14 protein-coding genes and 1 riboswitch are annotated in these 19,902 nt (G+C 43.8%); of the genes, 8 read left to right on the top strand and 6 right to left on the bottom strand.

Annotated features, from left to right (window positions below; translation table 11 throughout):
- Positions 1–29 precede the first annotated feature (29 nt).
- A complete protein-coding gene (locus tag NST40_RS11140; protein WP_076277436.1) occupies positions 30–2,696 on the bottom strand; it encodes a family 78 glycoside hydrolase catalytic domain in 2,667 nt (888 codons plus the stop codon).
- A gap of 136 nt (positions 2,697–2,832) precedes the next feature.
- Between NST40_RS11140 and NST40_RS11135 the strand changes: the two genes are divergently transcribed.
- Positions 2,833–3,702 carry an AraC family transcriptional regulator gene (locus tag NST40_RS11135; protein ID WP_076220183.1) on the top strand — a complete coding sequence of 290 codons (870 nt, stop codon included), beginning with the start codon at positions 2,833–2,835 and terminating at the stop codon, positions 3,700–3,702.
- Positions 3,703–3,749: 47 nt separating this feature from the next.
- Here the strand turns inward: NST40_RS11135 and NST40_RS11130 are convergent, their stop codons facing one another.
- Both NST40_RS11130 and NST40_RS11125 read right to left on the bottom strand, forming a co-directional pair.
- Positions 3,750–4,655 (bottom strand): hypothetical protein, encoded by a 906-nt coding sequence (locus NST40_RS11130; protein WP_076130585.1) that lies wholly within the window; start codon positions 4,653–4,655, stop codon positions 3,750–3,752.
- Positions 4,656–4,822: 167 nt separating this feature from the next.
- Complete coding sequence (locus NST40_RS11125) at positions 4,823–5,647, bottom strand: AraC family transcriptional regulator (protein ID WP_076277437.1); 825 nt, start codon at positions 5,645–5,647, stop codon at positions 4,823–4,825.
- A gap of 120 nt (positions 5,648–5,767) precedes the next feature.
- Between NST40_RS11125 and NST40_RS11120 the strand changes: the two genes are divergently transcribed.
- Positions 5,768–8,878, top strand: coding sequence for a glycoside hydrolase family 2 TIM barrel-domain containing protein (locus NST40_RS11120; protein WP_076277438.1), 3,111 nt, complete (start codon positions 5,768–5,770; stop codon positions 8,876–8,878).
- A 66-nt stretch (positions 8,879–8,944) separates the two neighbouring features.
- Here the strand turns inward: NST40_RS11120 and NST40_RS11115 are convergent, their stop codons facing one another.
- Positions 8,945–9,775: an AraC family transcriptional regulator gene (locus NST40_RS11115; protein ID WP_341144144.1), complete on the bottom strand. Its 831-nt coding sequence runs from the start codon at positions 9,773–9,775 to the stop codon at positions 8,945–8,947.
- Between the two features lie 120 nt (positions 9,776–9,895).
- On the opposite strand from NST40_RS11115, the gene NST40_RS11110 reads away from it, so the two are divergent.
- Positions 9,896–11,356, top strand: a complete 1,461-nt coding sequence (locus NST40_RS11110) for an alpha-L-fucosidase (RefSeq protein ID WP_342410675.1) — start codon at positions 9,896–9,898, stop codon at positions 11,354–11,356.
- Positions 11,357–11,449: 93 nt separating this feature from the next.
- Here the strand turns inward: NST40_RS11110 and NST40_RS11105 are convergent, their stop codons facing one another.
- Together NST40_RS11105 and NST40_RS11100 are read right to left on the bottom strand one after the other, a co-directional pair.
- Positions 11,450–12,655, bottom strand: coding sequence for a mannitol-1-phosphate 5-dehydrogenase (locus NST40_RS11105; protein ID WP_342410674.1), 1,206 nt, complete (start codon positions 12,653–12,655; stop codon positions 11,450–11,452).
- A gap of 42 nt (positions 12,656–12,697) precedes the next feature.
- On the bottom strand, positions 12,698–13,360 hold the full coding sequence (locus tag NST40_RS11100; RefSeq protein WP_036689719.1) for an HAD family hydrolase: 663 nt from the start codon (positions 13,358–13,360) through the stop codon (positions 12,698–12,700).
- Between the two features lie 526 nt (positions 13,361–13,886).
- Between NST40_RS11100 and NST40_RS11095 the strand changes: the two genes are divergently transcribed.
- The 5 genes from NST40_RS11095 (at position 13,887) to NST40_RS11075 (ending at position 19,862) form a co-directional block, all read left to right on the top strand.
- Positions 13,887–14,912, top strand: coding sequence for an ABC transporter substrate-binding protein (locus NST40_RS11095; protein ID WP_076219799.1), 1,026 nt, complete (start codon positions 13,887–13,889; stop codon positions 14,910–14,912).
- Positions 14,913–15,051: 139 nt separating this feature from the next.
- Positions 15,052–16,719: an AraC family transcriptional regulator gene (locus NST40_RS11090; protein ID WP_342410673.1), complete on the top strand. Its 1,668-nt coding sequence runs from the start codon at positions 15,052–15,054 to the stop codon at positions 16,717–16,719.
- A 48-nt stretch (positions 16,720–16,767) separates the two neighbouring features.
- Positions 16,768–16,909: riboswitch (cyclic di-AMP (ydaO/yuaA leader) on the top strand.
- A 139-nt stretch (positions 16,910–17,048) separates the two neighbouring features.
- Positions 17,049–18,218, top strand: coding sequence for a KamA family radical SAM protein (locus NST40_RS11085; protein ID WP_076130594.1), 1,170 nt, complete (start codon positions 17,049–17,051; stop codon positions 18,216–18,218).
- A gap of 133 nt (positions 18,219–18,351) precedes the next feature.
- Positions 18,352–19,263: a YafY family protein gene (locus NST40_RS11080; protein ID WP_076219801.1), complete on the top strand. Its 912-nt coding sequence runs from the start codon at positions 18,352–18,354 to the stop codon at positions 19,261–19,263.
- A gap of 83 nt (positions 19,264–19,346) precedes the next feature.
- A complete protein-coding gene (locus tag NST40_RS11075; RefSeq protein ID WP_076130596.1) occupies positions 19,347–19,862 on the top strand; it encodes a DinB family protein in 516 nt (171 codons plus the stop codon).
- The last annotated feature ends 40 nt before the right edge of the window (positions 19,863–19,902 follow it).

Genomic DNA, 19,902 nt, shown 5'->3' with positions numbered 1-19,902 from the left:
CAGTTCACACTAGGAAGCCCTAGTAAAGGTTATAAAGAATACGTAAATTGATAGCTGCCCGAACCTAATTGAAGTCTCACTCCGTTATCGACCAAGCTGATGCTGTGCACGCCTCTGGACTGCTCCACAGGAACTTCATTTTCTAATAACCCTAGTTGATTGGCTCCAGGCAGAACGACAATACCGTTGGTATTGGCAGGAATCGTAACGTGAATCATCATTCCATTATCCTCTGATCGCCGCCACGCTGACTCCACTTTTCCGTACATGGTTTCAAGACTAGCTTCTGCGTAATCCAGACCGGGGCCTGGCTGTGGCTTGATATGAACGATTTTGAAACCAGGCTCCAACTCATCTGTTCCGATTCCTGCAACGTAACGATACAACCATTCACCTATTGCGCCATAGGCATAATGATTGAAGGAATTCATATCTGCACTCCAGAAGCTGCCGTCATCCTTAATCCCATCCCAATGTTCCCAAATCGTAGTCGCACCTTTCGTCACCTGATACAGCCAGGATGGATAATCCTTTTGAAAAAGAAGCTTATACGCGAGTTCATTATTTCCAATCTCGCTGAGCACAGGATTCAGATATGGTGTGCCCACGAATCCAGTAGTCAGATGATCCTTAGCTTCAGCAATCAGCTCAGTGAGCTTCTGAATTGCACGTTCTTTGGCGCCCCCTTCTATAAGATCGAAACGTAGGGCTAATATCTGTGCAGTCTGGGTAGAGACGGACAACCTTCCCGCAGGTGTTATGAACTCATCACTGAATGCTTTTATAATATTGGCGTGCAACTCACTATAATAGTCCACGTCCTCCGATTTTTCTAAGGCTATTGCCGCTTTTAAAGTAAGAGAAACGGAATAGGCATAAAAAGCGGTGGCGACATAATCCCGATCTGTAGCTCCCACATAGCTGTCTGGCTTGGAATCAAGCGCTAGCCAATCGCCGAAATGAAAGCCAGTATTCCACAGATAAGGGTTACTTCCCTGTGCATAGATATATGAAATCCATTGCTTCATGCTCTCGTATTGCTCTGCAAGCAGCCTTTTGTCGCCGTACATTTCATAGATTGTCCATGGACAGATCGTAGCTGCATCCCCCCAGGCTGCAGAAGAATGGTTAGTATCTCCGTCGCCAGGAGGCGCTGCTCTCAGCTCTGGAATAAAAAACGGAATGCCGCCCTCAGGGGTTTGGTCTGCCTTCAAATCCCGTAACCATTTCGTAAAGAAAGGTGCCGTATTCATCAAATAGGAGGCTGTTCGGACAAACATCTGAGCATCCCCCGTCCAGCCGAGCCGCTCATCACGCTGTGGACAATCAGTGGGCACATCGAGGAAATTCCCTTTTTGCCCCCACAGGATATTGTGATGCAGTTGATTCACAAGTGGATCTGAGCACTGAAAATCACCCGTACGTTCCATATTGGAGTGCACCACAATTCCTGTGAAATCCTCTAGTTGAAGATCTGCTGAGAACCCACTAAGCTTCACATACCGAAAACCTTGGAAAGTGAAGTGTGGTTCATACGTCTCTTGCTCCCCGCCTTTCAGAGTATAGCGGATGCACTGTTTCGCTTTACGCATATTCTCCGTGTAGAAATTTCCGTCCCGGTCTAATATTTCAGCATGCTGAAGTTCTACCATCTGACCAGATTGACCTTTTACATTAAATTTTAACCACCCTACCATGTTCTGGCCCATGTCCAGCACTCTATCTCCCTGCGGGGTAGTCAGCAGTGCAATCGGCTTCAAGGTTTCAACTTGTGTCACTGGCACATTTTCCTGGGCAACGATGATCGCTTTGGAATAATTAATAATGTCCACTGGATGCCAACCTTCTGATGAAGGATCAGTGATATCCAACTCCAGCCGAGCATCATAGGTTTCACCCTTATAAATTTCAGACATCATAATTGCGCTTTTTGCAGCCTGCCAATTCTGATCTGAGCTAATAAGCTCATTTGAACCGTCTGCGTACCGGATATGAAGCTCCAGCAGAAGTGAAGTCTTTGATCCATAAATCTCCTTTCGATTATCCCAGCCCAAATACCCTCTGTACCAGCCATTGCCCAACAGTGCGCCTAACGCATTCGCACCTTCATGCAGAAGCTTTGTGACATCATAAGTTTGATATTGCAGCCGCTTACTGTAACTGGTCCAGCCTGGAGTAAAATAATGATCTCCCACCCGACTTCCGTTCAGCTGCAGTTCATACAAGCCCAAAGCAGTAGCATAAATCCTTGCACTTTCCACTGGACCTTTTACATCCACGAATGTACGAAGCTGTGGGCAAATCTCAGAATCTTGTGAAAAAGAGGCTGTAGGAGCGCTGATCCACTCCGCCTGCCAATTCCCTGCATCTAATAGTCCGGTTTCAAAAAAAGCAACCTCAGACCAACCCGAGTCTATTGCATTCTGATTCCATGCCCGAACCCGATAATAATAACGCGTGCGAGCTTCCAGCAGCAGACCTTCAAGCTCAACATGGATCGATTGAGAAGACTTTACTGCCTCTGTATCCCATAGCTTGCCTTGAAAAAGCATATTCTCCGCCACTTGAATTTGATAAGCAGACTGCATGCAGTCCCTGTCATCTGAAACTAACTGCCAACTGATTCTGGGTCTGATCACATCAATTCCCAGCGGATTTTCTTTGTACTCACAACGAAGCTTAGTGATTGCGAACATATAGATAAAACCTCCTTCTATAGCGACAAATTAGTCTTTGCCCTATAATTATAGCTGGGTTACCACTTTCATCACCCGGTAAAAAGGACATCATATCCCTGCAATCATGCCATGAATCTGGAAGGGGCAATTCAATATGCAACGAACCACCGAGTTGTTCAAAAATGAAATCTTTTTTCAAAACGATCTGCATCTGCTCGTTAACCGCTATTCAGAGAACTTCCATGCCCCTTTTCATGCTCATGAATTTATTGAGTATTGCTATGTAGCTGAAGGAAGAGGTTTTCATCACCTTGAAAATGAGATCTTTCCCGTTAGAAAAGGAATGCTGTTCGTGATTCCTGTAGGTGCCCCCCATGTGTTCCGTCCAGCATCTTCTGATACTTTAGGGAATCGCCTGATCGTCTATAACTGCCTTTTTGATATGCAAATGGTGGAGCAATTAAATATCGTCCTTCAAGAGCCATCTATCCGGGAGCACCTAGCCACTCTTGGGAGTAGCAGCTCATCTTACTTTTCCGTCTCAGATCGAGATGGCTCTATTGAGCGCTTAATGCTGAATTTATATCATGAAATGTCGGTATCCGGTATGGGCTCCAAAACAATGCTTTACACCCTCTTAAGTCAATTAATCATAGCAGTGTACAGGCAAAAATACGGAGAAGATGACAAATCTACGATGGATATGGCAGACTTCACGCAAGTCATTCAATACCTAGAGCATAATCTGTCGGAAAAGATTACACTTGCCGAATTAGCCCGTATTTCACAGTGGAGCAGCAGGCATCTTCAGCGCATGTTCCACAAGCATACTGGCCAGTCCTTTGGGACCTACTTGAAGAATCTGCGAATGCATAAAAGCTGTGAATTGCTGCGTACTTCTGGACATAAAATTAATATGATTGCCGAGCTAGTTGGTTACCGTGACATCGACTCCTTTAACGCTATATTCAAAAAAATAGTCGGCCAGACACCCATCGCGTACCGTAAGCTCTACAGATCATAAAAAAGCCGATGTCGTATGAACATCCATACAACATCGGCCCTATTAATTTATTGATTAGTGATCTGTTTAAGTAAAAACTCAACAAAATCAGTTGATTTAGTCTTACTGTCATCTTGTCCTAACGTTCCGACGATCATCTGGTTTGAATGGATAGGGAGTTCTGTAGCAAAATCCGTATCTGTGATATCTATGCCAGTAATCAGCTCTTGACCACTCTCCGGGTTAGTCATACGTTTCAGACGGTTATCATCAAGAGGAAGTCCTGCGGATTTAATAAACGACTCCAGATTTTGCAGTCCCGACTGCTGGCCAATCCATTCAAAAGTAGCATCATCCATAATCAGGATATCCGGATGATCGGCTGCCAGCATCGCCATAGCCCGCTGCATATAGCTCATATCCAAGGCTCCACCGTCCGTCCCACCTGTTGAGGGTAGATAAACGATTTCTGCCTCCACTCTCTTCCAAGCCGGGTAACGTTTGATAATTTCTTGTTTTAGCTCTTCATTCTTACCTGACGAGTCCTGAGATTCATAGTTGCCTAGGAACATGATTCGAACATCTACCGGTGGGAGCGTAGCTTCATATTTTCTTTCCTGCCATTGATCATAGAGCGCTTTCCCCCCAAAGATAACTACCAGCAGCACGATAATAGAAATAATAGTGTGCGTTTTGTAGAGTCGAAAGAAATTCTCCGATTTACGTGCTACGCCGGACATGGCTCCCCACTTCTCCAGCCGCTTGTCCTCTGCTTCCTGAATCTCCTTCTGATCCAAGCCATCTAGGATGGTTTTGTAAGCGCGGAATTCCTCTTCATAAGCTGCAACCTCATCTTCAGTCGAATTCGATCGACGGCGTTTCAAATGCATATCTAACCTTTTGTTCAATTCCTCCCGGGTAACGTCTTCAGGCAAGTTCAAACGCTCATAGGCTTGCTTTAGCTTCTCATTCAAAATGATGTCTCCTTCCTGATGCTTTTCGTCATTTCAGATCGTTAATTTGGTTCTATGTATTGAATTCTTGTGGCAGTAAAAGTATGGGCTAAGCCGCAAAAAAAACATCGCAGGAACTCAAGTAAACTATATCATGTTGTGCTAGACGGTAACAAGTAAGCGTTTATCTAATCCAAACCATGCAGCTGCTTAAATTGCTCAGGACTCATCCCTGTCAATCTTTTAAACACCAAACAAAAGTAACTAGCATTATCAAAACCCACTAGCTGGGCAATTTCATACATTTTTTTATCGCGTCCATTAAACATAAGCTGTTTACTCAAATTGATACGTTGCTTATTGATATAGGTTACAGGTCGATCATGAATTGTTTTTTGAAAAAGTCTGCATAAATACTGTGGCGATACAGAAATAATCTCCGCCAGCTCCTTTAAAGGAAGCGTCCTATGCAGATTGCTCTCAATATAACGCAGCACCGGCTTAATTCGCTCCAATTCATGTGCCTCATTCAGAGGCGATACTAGCTTTCTTTTTAAATCCAGAAGCAATGCATAAAGATGTTTAGATCGTGCCAAATTAGTCTCCAGCTCATTGCTATCTGGCAGCATAAGGATTTGCTTTAGAGGATTGAGCCATTGATCTTCTTTTAATCTAGCAGGACCAGACTCGCGGATGCCCGCATAGAGCAGCATTTGACCAACCTCTCTGCCATTGAACGAGACCCATGATACCTTCCATTCCTTCCCACTGATAGGGGCATACGAATGAGGAATGTCCGGGAACAAAAAGAACACATCTCCTGGACCCACGAGATATCGGTTCTCATGAATGATAAGCTCTCCCCTACCTTCGTGAATCTGATGTATTTGATAGTCTGGAAAACCTGCAGGACGTATAGTTTCTGGCTGATGCTCCCAAAATCCAAGGGTTGTAGCATAAAGCGGCAGCATGATTACATCTTCTGTTTGGCAAAAAATAATTTTGCTCTCCATAAAAAGTCCTCGTTTCATATTTTGTTATCTGGGACTAAAATTCTTTTATTTATCCTAACATTACTTCAACTTATAATATGAATATAATAACATTACAATGATTATAAAGGAGATCAACTCATGCGAGCAAAGTTTGTCTACCAGCCACCTGCTAACGGTTATCCGGAATGGAATAACAACCCAGAGACTTTTGAATTGAATCGATTGGATGCACATGCCTCCATGATCCCTTACCGTAGCTTATCCCAAGCGCTAACTAACGATAAAGAAACCTCACCTTTCTACCAAACCCTCAATGGGCTTTGGAAATTCGCTTTTTCCGAAACACCGGATCAACGAATTGTGGATTTCTATAAAACCGATTTTGATTGCAGTACTTGGGATACAATTCCTGTACCGTCCCACTGGCAGTTCCAAGGTTACGACTACCCACAATATACAAATCTCCGGTATCCTTGGGCGGAATCCGAGCCAGAGCTTAAAGCCCCCTTTGCCCCAACAAAATATAATCCAGTAGGCTCTTATCTACGAACCTTTACTGTACCTGAGTCTTGGAACGGTCAACCGGTGTACCTAAGCTTTCAGGGTGTTGAATCCGCTTTCTACGTCTGGGTAAACGGTGAACTTGTCGGGTACTGTGAAGATACATTTACTCCATCAGAATTCGATATCACCCCATATTTAGTGGCAGGGGACAACAAACTAGCTGTCGAGGTTTATCGTTGGTGTGATGCCAGCTGGCTAGAGGATCAGGATTTCTGGCGCCTGAGCGGTATTTTTCGGGAAGTCTATCTTTATTCGGCTCCTTCCGTTCATATTGCTGATTATTTCGTCCACACAGATCTGGATGAAAACTTCGTACATGCGGATTTAAATGTAGATATCAAGGTGGAAAATTACTTTAACGAGCAAAGCCCATATACACTGCAAATGCAGCTTTACAATAAAGAGGGCCAGCCTGTTTGGGAGACTCCTATCTCCGCTACGGGTTCCTTTGAGCAAGAAGGCGTTCAACAACTCAAGCTTTCTGCCCCGGTTGAGCAGCCTTTTAAATGGAGTGCTGAAACCCCTTATCTTTATACCTTAGTTCTGTCTATAAATGACGGCAACGGGCATACACAAGAAACGGTCAGCTGTAAGGTTGGATTCCGCAAGTTCGAGATTAATGACGGACTTATGAAGATCAATGGCAAAAGAATCGTACTCAAAGGTGTCAATCGCCACGAATTCTCTTGCGACACAGGTCGTGCTTTAGCCAAAGAAGATATGCTGCGCGACATCCAATTAATGAAAACACATAATATTAATGCTGTTCGAACCTCCCATTACCCGAATCAGTCTGTCTGGTACGAGTTATGTGATGAATACGGATTATATGTGATTGACGAAACTAATCTGGAAACTCACGGCACCTGGGCATACAGCCAAGAAGGGTTGAATGACGGGAATGTCCCTGGAAGCAAACCGGAATGGCGGGCCAATGTCATTGACCGCTGTAACTCCATGATGCAAAGGGATAAAAACCACCCTTCAGTCATCATTTGGTCTCTCGGCAATGAATCTTTCGGAGGCGACAATTTTATCGCTATGCACGACTACCTGAGAGAAATCGATCCTTCGCGGCCGGTTCATTATGAGGGAATCTTTCACTGTAGAGAATCGGAAGCAGCAAGTGACATAGAATCTACTATGTACATTAAACCGCAGGATGTTGAAAAATATGCGCTTAATAATCCGAAGAAGCCTTATATCCTCTGCGAATACAGTCATGCCATGGGCAATTCATGCGGTGGGCTGCACTTATACTGTGACTTGTTCGACAAATATGATATTGTTCAAGGTGCATTCATTTGGGATTGGGTAGATCAAGCCATTCGGACCCACACCTCCGAAGGAATTGAATATCTCGCTTATGGCGGGGACTTTGGTGAATCGCCTCATGACGGCAACTTTAGTGGCAACGGATTGCTTTTTGCTGATCGTACGGTTACTCCTAAGCTCTTTGAGGTCAAAAAATGTTATCAGAATATTAAAGTAACGGCTGAAAATATCCTAGAAGGACTCTTCCAGATTCGCAATTCCTTCTTATTTACCAACTTAAAGGAATATGATCTCAAATGGGAGGTTCGTTTAGACGGAGTAACTGCGCAAGAAGGCTTGCTGAAGATCTCATGTGCACCAGGTGAGAACATTTCATGCAAAGTTCCTTACGAGCTGGATTCACTGCGTGGCAATCATGAAGCAGTTCTGAATCTTTCCTTTATTCAGCCTTCAGCAACTATATGGGCAGAAGCCAATCACGAAATCGCTTGGGAACAGTTCATTCTGTCACCCCGTTTTGTAACCAATACCTCAAAGACAATCGCAGAACCACTGCGTGTCAGCGAGCTTGAGAATGTTTTGAATGTACAAGGTGATAATTTCGAACTGAGCTTTAGTACCACTACGGGTGCTCTGAACTCTTATCGTTCCTCAGGCAAAGAACGTCTGCTTGAACCTGTAAGAGCTAACTTCTGGAGAGCAGTCACTGATAATGATTGTGGTAATAAATTGCCACAGCGGTGTGCAGTATGGAAGCAGGCATCGCATAAACAACACTTAATCAGCTTTACATTTAGAACCGAAGGCTCTCTCTGTTTCGTCTCTGCCAGCTACCTTCTGGCTACAAGTCCGGATTCCACGCTTCGGGTCCAGTATGTGATTCGTGCTGACGGGACTTTAGAGATCACGCAAGAATTGAGTCCGGGCAGCAGCGTTCTGCCAGAAATCCCTGAGTTCGGAATGATGTTCGTTCTAGATGGAAGTCTTGATACCCTGTCATGGTACGGCCGCGGACCTCATGAGAACTATTGGGATAGACAAAGCGGTGCCCCACTTGGACGTTACACTGGTAAGGTCAGTGATCAATTCACACCTTATCTCAAACCTCAAGAGTGCGGCAACAAGACTGATGTCAGATTCGCTTCAATTACAGAGGGCAACGATGGATCAGGGTTCTATTTTGAAAGTGCAACGCCTATCGAAGTTAATGCCCTGCCTTGGAAGCCTGAAGAACTGGAAGCCCATGACCACGTCTATAAATTGCCAGTTTCGAACAAAAGCGTACTAAGAGTTAACTACAAGCAAATGGGTGTTGGCGGGGACGACAGCTGGGGCGCACCAACTCACGAAGAGTTCACTCTGCCGGCTAATCGCCCGTACATCTTCCGTTTCACTGTCTCACTGCTCTAATCTCTTCCACTTATAAAAAAGGCCGTCTCTGGTTGGTTTCTACCACACAGGACGGCCTTCTTCTATTTATTTCACAGCTACTGTTCCTTGTCTGAATTCCGAAGGGCTTAAACCTACATTTTTTTTGAACTGTTTGGAGAAATAATAGAGATCGCTAAAACCAAGATCATGGGCAATCTCACCGACAGAACTTTGCGTCCCCCTCAATAGCTCCTTGGCCTTAGTTATCTTTTTTCGGGTGATATACTGAATGGGTGGAACTCCGATTTGCTGTTTAAATAGCCGGATAAAATAGTTGGGATGCATGTACGCAATCTCGGCAAGCTCGTGTATGGTGATATTTCGCTCGATATGAGCGTCTATGTACGTTAATACTTTCGTTAATTTTTCGATCGAGCTCAGATTCTTAAAGGTGATATCATCTACATCTATGTTCATAATAAAATAAGAGAATAACTCCATTAACTTACTTTTGGCTAATAAATGAGCATACACCGCATCAGATTTCATATGACTCGTTAGGCTGCTGAAAATCTTTTGGATTACATGAGGATCTACTTCTCTGCATACATGACTTAACTCTAACATTTTGAATAGATTAATGTCTCCGACTTTTGCGCTGAAATGGCACCAATACTTCTCAAAGGGTTGATCACTTATGCAAGAATAAGATTGCTTAACTCCCTCAGGCATCAAAAAAAGCTGACCAGGCTTCGGATAATATTCTCGATCTCCAATCTTTAACCAACCCTCCCCATCGCAAATAAAATAAAATTTACTATAGTCAGGTGTGTAGTCAAGATCTTTCCAGTCACGGCCACAAAGATTGTAATCAGCCATAATTAAATCAACCTTTAAATTGGATAAATAATTTGTAAGCAAAACATGGTTATCCATCCCTTACTCCGCCTTATCAGGTTAGTTTTGTACATCTAAAAGTTAATGTCCTACATTTTGATTCCCACATCTAATCACTAGAATGAAGAAGAAATAAACGTTTGAAAGGATGATTGCAAAATGGTGGATAAAAGCAAATATTTAAAAGTAATCGAAGATACGATCGCAACTGGAAGATTCAAAGCCGATTGGGATTCACTAAGTCAATTTCAAGTGCCTACGTGGTATGAGAACGCTAAGTTTGGTATTTTCATTCATTGGGGCCTTTATTCTATTCCGGCTTTCGCCAATGAGTGGTATCCCCGAAATATGTATATCCAGGGTTCGCGGGAATATGAACATCATCTTGCTACCTATGGCGAGCATAAAACCTTTGGTTATAAAGACTTCATCCCCTTGTTCAAGGCTGAGCATTTCAATGCTGAGGAATGGGCCAATCTCTTCAAATTATCTGGTGCCAAATACGTGATGCCTGTTGCAGAGCACCATGACGGCTTTCAAATGTATAAGAGCGCTTATTCTCACTATAACACATATGAGATGGGTCCTAAGCGGGATTTAGTCGGGGAAATGAAAGACGCTTTTGAGCAGCAGGGATTAGAGTTTTGTGTATCTTCCCATAGAGCTGAGCACTGGTTCTTCCTGTCTCATGGCAAGGAATTTGATTCCGATATCCATGAACCGCTTGTATGTGGAGATTTCTATTGGCCATCTATGCCCGAACCCGATCATCACGATTTATTCGGCTCCCCACCTAATCAAGAATTTCTGGAGGATTGGTTGATTCGCTGCTGCGAGCTGGTAGACAATTATCAGCCGAAAATCTTTTACTTTGACTGGTGGATTCATACAGCTGCCTTCAAACCCTATCTCAAAAAGTTCGCCGCTTACTATTACAATAAGGGAGAGGAATGGGGAACTCCGGTTGCAATCAATTATAAGCATGATGCCTTCATGTTTGGCTCAGCGATCCCAGATATTGAGAGAGGTCATTTCTCCGGGCTTAAACCTTATTTCTGGCAAACGGATACGGCAGTAGCTAAAAATTCATGGTGTTATACACCGGAAAATGATTATAAATCTGCCGTAGAAATTATCAGAGATTTAGTAGATATCGTAAGCAAAAACGGCAACTTGCTGCTGAATATAGGCCCTAAAGCGGACGGCAGCATTCCAGCTCAGGATCAGGAGATTCTGCTTGGCATCGGAGAATGGCTAAAGGTGAATGGTGAAGCAATCTATGATACGACCTACTGGCGCACCTTCGGGGAAGGCCCTACAGAGATCGTTGAAGGTCAGTTTACAGATGGGATCACGAAAATTTTCACTAATGAAGATATCCGCTTTACGGTAAAAGGCAGTTATCTTTACGCTAGTGTTCTTGTCTATCCAAACAACGGTATAGTGCAAATCAAATCCCTTAAAGAAAACTCTGCTCACTTCCATGGGATGATTAAACAGATCAAAATCTTAGGTTTTGAGGAACAACCTGCATGGGAAAGAACCGATGAAGCCTTGGTTATAAAAACGACCTCGGTTCGCAGTGAGACTCCGGTTGTTCTGCGGATTGAATTGGATTAGGGACACTTACAGAACTTCGTAACCTATAAAAAGAGTGTTCTTGCCCATCCAGCAGAGAACACTCTTTTATAGGTTTATAACCATCGTTTTATATTAAAAGTAGGGTACCCTGACGCTTATTGTCTTCATTCTAGTCCTATGAGGATATCTCGCGCGTAATTTGTTGGACTCCAAAATAATGCGACCATGAAGCGGATGCTCCGTGGGGATTTTTAGTTGTGCAGCAATGACTTCACTTAGCCCGTGGTTTCGGATGTCCGCTTGAAGCTGTAAGGCTTCTGGATCTTTTTCATGATCAAAATAAAGTGCAGAAGCAATAGCTGAGACTAAATGTGAAGTCTCAAAACCAAGTTCATGAGCAAGCATTGCCGGTTTTACGAGCCGATCATTAGGTGAAAGCTTGCGAAGCGGGGAGCGGGCGACACGTGTAATTTTATCGTTAAAGTTGGGGTTAGTGAATCGTTCCATCATCTTTTCTATATACCGGTCATGTTCTATGGGCTTGAAGCCATATAAATGCACCAATAAGGCCCCTGTTTCCTTAAGCACCCCGTGAACACGAACTCTGATTTCGGGATCAGACATCGCTTCTTGAATGCTAGTATAACCTTCCAGGTATCCAAAATAGGCTGCACTGCAATGACCTGTATTCACAGTATATAGCTTCCGTTCGAGGTATGGCGCCAGCGAATCCACATAATGGACGCCTTTAATTTCATTGTAATTACCAATCATTCCACTGCGGGGAATAACCCACTCACTGAAGGGTTCAACGAGGATTTCAAGTGAATCTGTATTTTTCTGCATAGGTACAATCCGGTCCACCATCGCATTGGGAAAAGCGACATTGCGGTCAGCAAGTTCCTTGAAGGATTGCTTCATATGCCGATAAACTGATTTTTTCAACTTCTGACTGCTTCCAATCCCATTCTCACAGGCAATGATATGAAGAGGGTTGAGATTTCTGCTATTTTCAAGCCTTCGTTCGATGCCCTGCGCAATGGTCTCAGCAATATCTTTTAAAGCGGATATTCCGACGGCAGTTGTCACAATTTCAGCTTCTGCTATAGCTCTAGTAACGTCCTCAGTATCATTCAGATTGATTGCTGTAACATTATCAACGATAAAGCTGTCCCTGTTCTTGTTAGCTAGGGTGACAGGATATTGCCCACGTTTTTGCAATTGGGCAATTTTACTCTTATTTCTTCCGATGAAACAAACATTGTAACCGGAGTCCGACAACATAGGCCCAATAAAACCTCTGCCAATATTGCCTGCTCCAAAATGTACGGCTCTCAATTTGGTATCCCCCTTTAATTTGAACTTAGTTTCTCGGTTTCTCTATACGAAGCAACGTTGAGTAACTACATGATCAAATTCAAGAAGACTTAGATTATCAATTTTATGGTGCTGCTTATCGAATTCAAGAAAATTAGTAATTTCGTTAGGCGTCACAATGCAACGGATGCCAGCTGCTGCCGCTGCCTTAGATCCATTCGGTGAATCCTCGATAGCAACCGCCTCATCAGCTGTGATTCCAAGACAAGCTAACGTTTGGTTATATAGCTCCGGATCTGGTTTCACTTTTGCCACATGGTCGGCAGTCCGAACACATTCGAAATACTCGCGAATACCCAATTGATTCAGATATTTTTCCACCCATTCCAGTGAAGAACTTGAGGCCAGCCCTATGCGCAGTCCAGCTGCTTTGGCGGAATCAAGATAATGCTGAATGCCTGGTCGTATTGTTTCAAGCTCCATAAGTTTGCTGTGTCTCTGTTTAACAGCCTTACTGAACTCTTCTTTGTCAATCGCTAGCTTAAGATCAGTCATTAAATATTCATAAGGATTAAAACTGTTCAAGCTCGTGCCGATGCAGGTGGAATATTGTTCAAGCGTCAGATCCACTCCATATTCTGCATAAGCCTCGTTAAATGCGGTGTACCAAGCAGTCTCCGTGTCGATAATCGTTCCGTCAAAATCAAAAATAATTCCTTTGATCACAATCAACCATCTCCCTCGTATTATGTTTGGTTAGAATATCTTACGCAAAACCTTCTGCATATTCTACAAAAAGCTATTTCGGCTTGCGTTTGACTATAAAAACCATAACAAAGCCCTTCTATTGACGTCAAGCACGGTAGATAACATGCCACGTAATGATAACGATTACAATCAATGTGGACAAACCTGGATTTTTGCATCACCTGAACATCTTAATACATAACAGTAATCAGATTCAAAAAAACACCACAATCCTATGTGCTTCAAGGGATTCCTTTGCCAAGTTTATTATGAAGACAAGCTCCCTCTCTTTCTCTCGATTGCTGTTATTTAGAGTATTTTTCCAAGCAGCTAAAAATAATTCAAAATAATTTTAAACACATCCTTTTTACTTGATTGTACAAATCAAATTACGGGGTTATTTTTTGTCCATTGAGTAAAAAGAGGCTTTAATTTATGATATATTTTAATCGAGAATGATTATCATTATTGGTGGTCGTTACACATAATAGGGAGGCAATAAGATATGAACAAGGTACGACAGTCCTTCGCTGTGGTATGTGTACTATTTTTGCTGAGTACATTGCTACTGGCGTGCGGAAACTCAAAGGAACAATCCTCTGCCAATAGTACGGTGAACGCAACCGGGAACTCTTCCGCTGCAACCGCGGTACCTTCAGCAGAACCCTCAGATAGCAGTACAGATGAAGCAGCAGCGACTACCCGCTCCTATACAGATTACATAGGGCATACTGTAGAGATTCCGGTGAATCCGCAGCGAATTATCTATTCTGGAGAAACTTATGGCGATTTGCTCGCACTTGGTGTGCAGGCGGTAGGTTATCCTCTTTCTATGGGTGAAGGCCAGGTTTTTGAAGATCAATTACAAGGTGTGGAGGATGTAGGCTTCCCTATCAATCTGGAAAAAACATTGGAGCTTCAGCCTGACCTGATCATCTATGCGGGCACAGATGAAGCTGATTTTGAACAGCTCTCCAAAATTGCACCCACTATAATATTTGATACCTTTGCCCCACTCCAGGAACGTATGCTGGACATTGGTGGAATTGTTGGTAAAACGGCTGAAGCAGAAGCATGGCTTGCGCAGTATAAAACCGCTGAAGAGAACATGTGGAAGCAATTGAAATCCGCAGGCATGAAAGAGGGCGAAACGGCTGCGGTCTTCACTTATTATCCAGGAGACAGACTGTTTATAATGGCAGCAACCGGACTTTCCCAGGTACTCTATGGGGAGAATGGCTTCAAGGCAACTCCAGCTATTCAGACGATCCTTGATGAAGGTAAAGGGTTCCAGGAAGTATCCATGGAAGTCCTGAAAGAATATGCCGGAGACCGGATATTCCTCTTGACTCCAGTGGCAGAAGAAGCAAAACAATCCACAGAGAATCTATTAAAGAGCCCTATCTGGAAGAGCCTTCCTGCCGTCAAGAACGGATATGTCTATACACAAGACATCATGAAGACTTCAAGTGATGCGACAACAAGAGAATGGCTGCTTGGCGAAATTCCACAGCTATTGAATATGAAATAACCTTCTGTGATGAAGAGTTTAACACAAGGCTGATAAAAAACTGCAAGAAGCATGTCAACAGCTGTTGATATGCTTCTTTTTTTTATATACAATGAATTCATTGATAATCATTCTCACAAAATGAACGGAGGCTGAACCCATGCTGCATACATCATCGTCCTGCCCCCCACTCCACTCTCTGCTATTTCAGCTAAACGAGGCCGAACTGATGATTCAAGCTGCCGATTCAAGCTCTATAACGCGTACAACCCAGGACTATACCCTTCTCATATTTACTGGAGGGAACGGACAATTGAACCTCGATGATCAAAGCGTGATACTAAGTACGGATAAATGTTATCTACTATCTCCTGGAATCTCCTATAGTACGGACAACCAGGAGCTGACGTTGTATTATTACCTCATCACCTTTACAGCAATTTATACAACCAAGCTTCCTAAACGATATTCTGGAGAGCTGCTTTCCGGCAGACGGGAGTTAATTGTGCACCCGTTCACCAAGGTAATCAGACTAGTCGAAGACCTGCTCATGAACAGGAATAACACCGATGATGTACAACAATTCAAGCGACAATTAAAATTCCAAGAATTGCTGCTGCTACTTTTTGAGCATAATTACCCTTCCAAACACCTGCCAAGTCCTACGGAATCCGTAGAAAAGACCATAACATTCATTCAGGAGCATTATACAGAGAGTATCACCGTGAAGCAGTTAGCTGAACTGGCGGGAATATCAATCTGGCAATATACACCGATCTTTCAGCAGCTTACGGGTAAAAAGCCGCTTGAATACCTGACGGATCTGCGCATTAATCATTCCAAACGATTCCTGCAGGAATCGACTGAACCACTGCGGGAAATCGCCAGACTGGTCGGCTTCTCGGACGAATACTATTTCAGCCGCCGCTTTCGGCAAAAAACCGGAGTTACACCCGGACAATATGCACATCAGAAAGGTCGTAAGCTTACCGTCAAGGATTGGACGGGTCATGAGGTGGAGATTCCAGAGCGAGCGAAACGTATTGTCTATCATGGCGAAACACTTGGCGACCTTCTCGCGTTAGGCGTAAAGCCTATCGGTGGAGATGAAGTATTCGCCCGGAACAGCGTCTATAAACATCGGCTTAAGAAGCTCGCCAACGTCGGGTTTCCACTGGACCCGCAGTTGACCGCTTCCCTAAACCCAGATTTGATCATTTTGGCAAATAGTGATGAAAGAGCCTACAGAGCAGTTTCTGGTATCGCTCCGACACTCACCTTTGATTCATTTGCGCCTCTCGACAACCGAATGCGGACATTAGGCAGTTGGCTAGGTAAACAGCGCGAAGCCGAAGCATGGCTGGAGTCATTCACAATCAAAAACGCTGCCATGTGGCAGCAGCTTTACACGACAACCCTCCAAGTTGGAGAAACCGCCTCTGCTTTGGTCTATGATCATGGAGATCATCTGTATGCTATGGGAATGTCCGGATTCTCCACTGCGCTTTATGCCCCATGTGGTTTACAACCGACCGAAGAGATCCAGGCCATATTGGACGAAGAGTTAGGGTTCGCCGAAGTTGATCCAACGCGACTGCCTGCCTACGCCGGAGATCATATCTTCATGTTCATTCCGGAACGCAAAGACTCGCGAGCTGCGATGGAACGGCTACTAGACAGTTCACTTTGGAACAATCTCCCGGCAGTACGTCAGGGACATGTTTATCTGCTCGACGGAAGCAAATGGAACTCTAGTGATGCGTTAACCCGGGAGAAGCTGCTAACGCTGTTGCCTAAACTACTCGGCGGAAGTAGCGCTAGCAATTGAAAGTGAATCTAGGATTCTCTTTTGACTTTTCAAAACTTGATAGGGTATACTTTATCTACGCTTAATTTCCAACTTTTACAGTTGAAAAGCGGGGGAACCAGTTAATTGGGGCGAATCATTGAGCATTAGAATGTAGGGTACCATCTTACCCGAGTCCGTCAGCTAACCTCGTCAGCAGTGGATGGGTCTGCTTTTCATGTTATTTACATAACCAGAGACCCTTGCTAAGGGTCTCTTTTTGTGCTTTTTTGGACCCTGCTGGCAGTAGATTGGCCTTTGACACTAAGGCTCCCTCATTTCTCACACTACGAGACAAAGGAGAGATGTACGTGCAAAAGGTAAAGTACTTCACGGATATTAACAAAATAGCTATGTTGTCTGAGCTGGAAAAAGAGAATCTGAAAGAAATTACGGACAAATTTGTTTTTCGTGTAAATGACTACTATCTGTCTTTGATTAACTGGGATGATCCAAATGATCCCATCCGTAAGCTGGTTATTCCTAACGAAGGTGAACTGCTGGAGTATGGGCGCTGGGACGCCTCCGATGAGGACACGAATTATGTGGTACCTGGTTGTCAGCACAAGTATAGAACCACTGCACTACTGATTGTATCCGAGGTCTGCGGGGCTTATTGCCGCTACTGTTTCCGTAAGCGTCTGTTCCGAAATGACGTGAAAGAGGCGATGGCTGATGTCTCTCCGGGCTTGGAGTATATCGCAAATAATCCGGAGATTAACAACGTACTTCTTACGGGCGGGGACAGTTTAATTCTCTCCACACCGAAGCTAAGATCCATTATTGAAAATCTAAGAAGCATTGAGCATGTTAAGATCATTAGACTGGGTTCCAAAATTCCCGTATTTAATCCGATGCGGATCTCTGAAGACGAAGAGCTGCTGGAGCTGATTCGTACTTACTCTACCGAAGACAAACGAATCTATGTTATGGCGCACATCAATCATCCTCGTGAAATCACACCTGAAGCCAAAAAAGCATTTAAAGCTCTCCACAACGCAGGGGCAATTGTCGTAAATCAGACCCCCATCCTCAAAGGCATCAACGATGATCCCGTTATTTTAGGGGAACTACTGGACCGGCTTTCATGGGCTGGCGTTACACCCTACTACTTCTTTGTGAACCGGCCCGTAGCCGGAAACCGGGATTTCGTATTACCGCTCGAGCAAGTCTATCAAATTGTAGAAGAAGCCAAAGCCAGAACCTCAGGACTTGGCAAAAGAGTACGCTTATCCATGAGCCACACCTCAGGAAAAATAGAAATTCTCGCCATTGATAACGGAAAAGCCTATCTCAAATACCATCAATCCAGAGATCAGGAATACGGAAAATTTATGATTCTAGATTGTCCAAAGGACGCCGAATGGTTCGATGACCTGCCTGGGAATGAGCAATATTGGACACCACCTGTGAAAAAAAACGATGCTATTATTTCTGTTAATGATTTATCAGGCGAGCCTGCGGATTTAATCTGTAAATAGATTTAATCGACTCTGTCATAGGATATTTCTTCATCGCCAACAACAAAGCTCCTCCCGCCCAAAATTTGCCCGAAAAATTCTATGATATAATCACGCTGTAACACGAAATGGACTAATGGGTGGGAATGCACACATGAAATTGGAACGATTGATTTCTATGATCTACAAACTATTGAACCACGAAGTTTTATCTGCCTCCAAGCTGGCTGAAGAGTTTCAGGTTTCCCAGCGAACGATCTATAGAGATATCGATGTGATTTGTGCCGCTGGCATCCCGGTCGTATCGTATCAGGGTACTAAAGGTGGATATGGCATCATGGACGGATATAAAATGGATAAAAGCCTGCTCCGTTCGTATGATGTCACTTCTCTGATTACTGTACTTAACAGTCTTTCTTCCGTGTTTGAAGATGAGCATACGCAAGGAACCATTGAACGGCTGCAAACGATTGGAACGGAGCCACAGACCTCTAGTCTCGCGGTGGATCTTGAAACCCGGCGTACGGATCCTGACGCACTTCCTCTTTTACGTGCGGCTATATCGGAACGAAATGTTGTCCGTTTTGATTACATCAGTGTAAAAAATGAACGTACAACCCGTGAAATGGAACCAGTAAAGCTTCATTTTAAATATAGCAACTGGTACATCTATGGTTATTGCCGGGCTCGGCAGGACTATAGGGAGTTCCGACTTTCCCGGATGCTGAATTTGTTCCTGACGCAGGATACCTTTCATTCGCAACATGAGGTACCCAAAGAGGCTGGCTGTTCAAACAGGGCAGATCAGGTGGAGGAAATAGTGATCCGGGTAGGCCCTGAGGCTTTGGCAGAAGCTTTGGATCAGTTTCATCAAGTCGACAAGGAATTTCATTCCGATAAAAGCATGACGATGCGAATTCCTGTGTATAAGCCATTGGAAGCACGTTGGCTTTGGTCCATTCTGCTGAGTTTTGGCAGCGGCGCCGAAGTCCTCGAACCCCCTGCATTGCGAGGTATTTTAAAAGAGCAGCTTCAAAACACACTCAAACTTTATGAAGAAGTATGACAGTCTGATGTCATACTTCTTCTTTTATATTAACTACAGTAACAAAAAACAAATCCATGACCATTCAAAAGGAGAATGTACGAATGACAAATTATCCAGTAGAAATGTTTAAATACCACACATGGGCAAACCAAACTATCCTGGGGAGAATCAAGGAACTCCCGCCTTCTGTGCTAAGTCAAGAAGTGAACAGCTCATTTCCCACCATCGCTCATGCCCTTAGCCATATCTATGCGGTTGATACGATGTGGTATCTTGTATTAACAGGCACTGCCATGCCAGAGGCTTTTCAACAAAGTATCCCGCTAAATTTGAGCATTCTAGATTCTGTGGATGAATACGTAAATATCTTTGCCCAGCTATCGGAACAATACAAAGCATGGTTACACAATCAATCCGATTTGGAGCAAACCATTCTGCTTGACAATCCATTCGCCGGAATCCGCCAAACACGCCTATCAGAAATTGTGTTGCAAGTCGCCAATCACGGGACTTATCATAGAGGCAATGTATCTACTATGTTACGGCAGTTAGGCCATGCTTCCACCATGAATGACTATGCTCTTTTTTGGTATCAGGTTCCTGCAAAAGCAATTTAATCTCGGATGGGCAAGACGCTCCACTCCATACCTAGAAAGG

Source organism: Paenibacillus sp. FSL R10-2778 (assembly GCF_038593035.1).
Taxonomy (GTDB): Bacteria; Bacillota; Bacilli; order Paenibacillales; family Paenibacillaceae; genus Paenibacillus_AQ; species Paenibacillus_AQ odorifer.
This window is presented reverse-complemented; position numbering and strand designations above follow the sequence as displayed.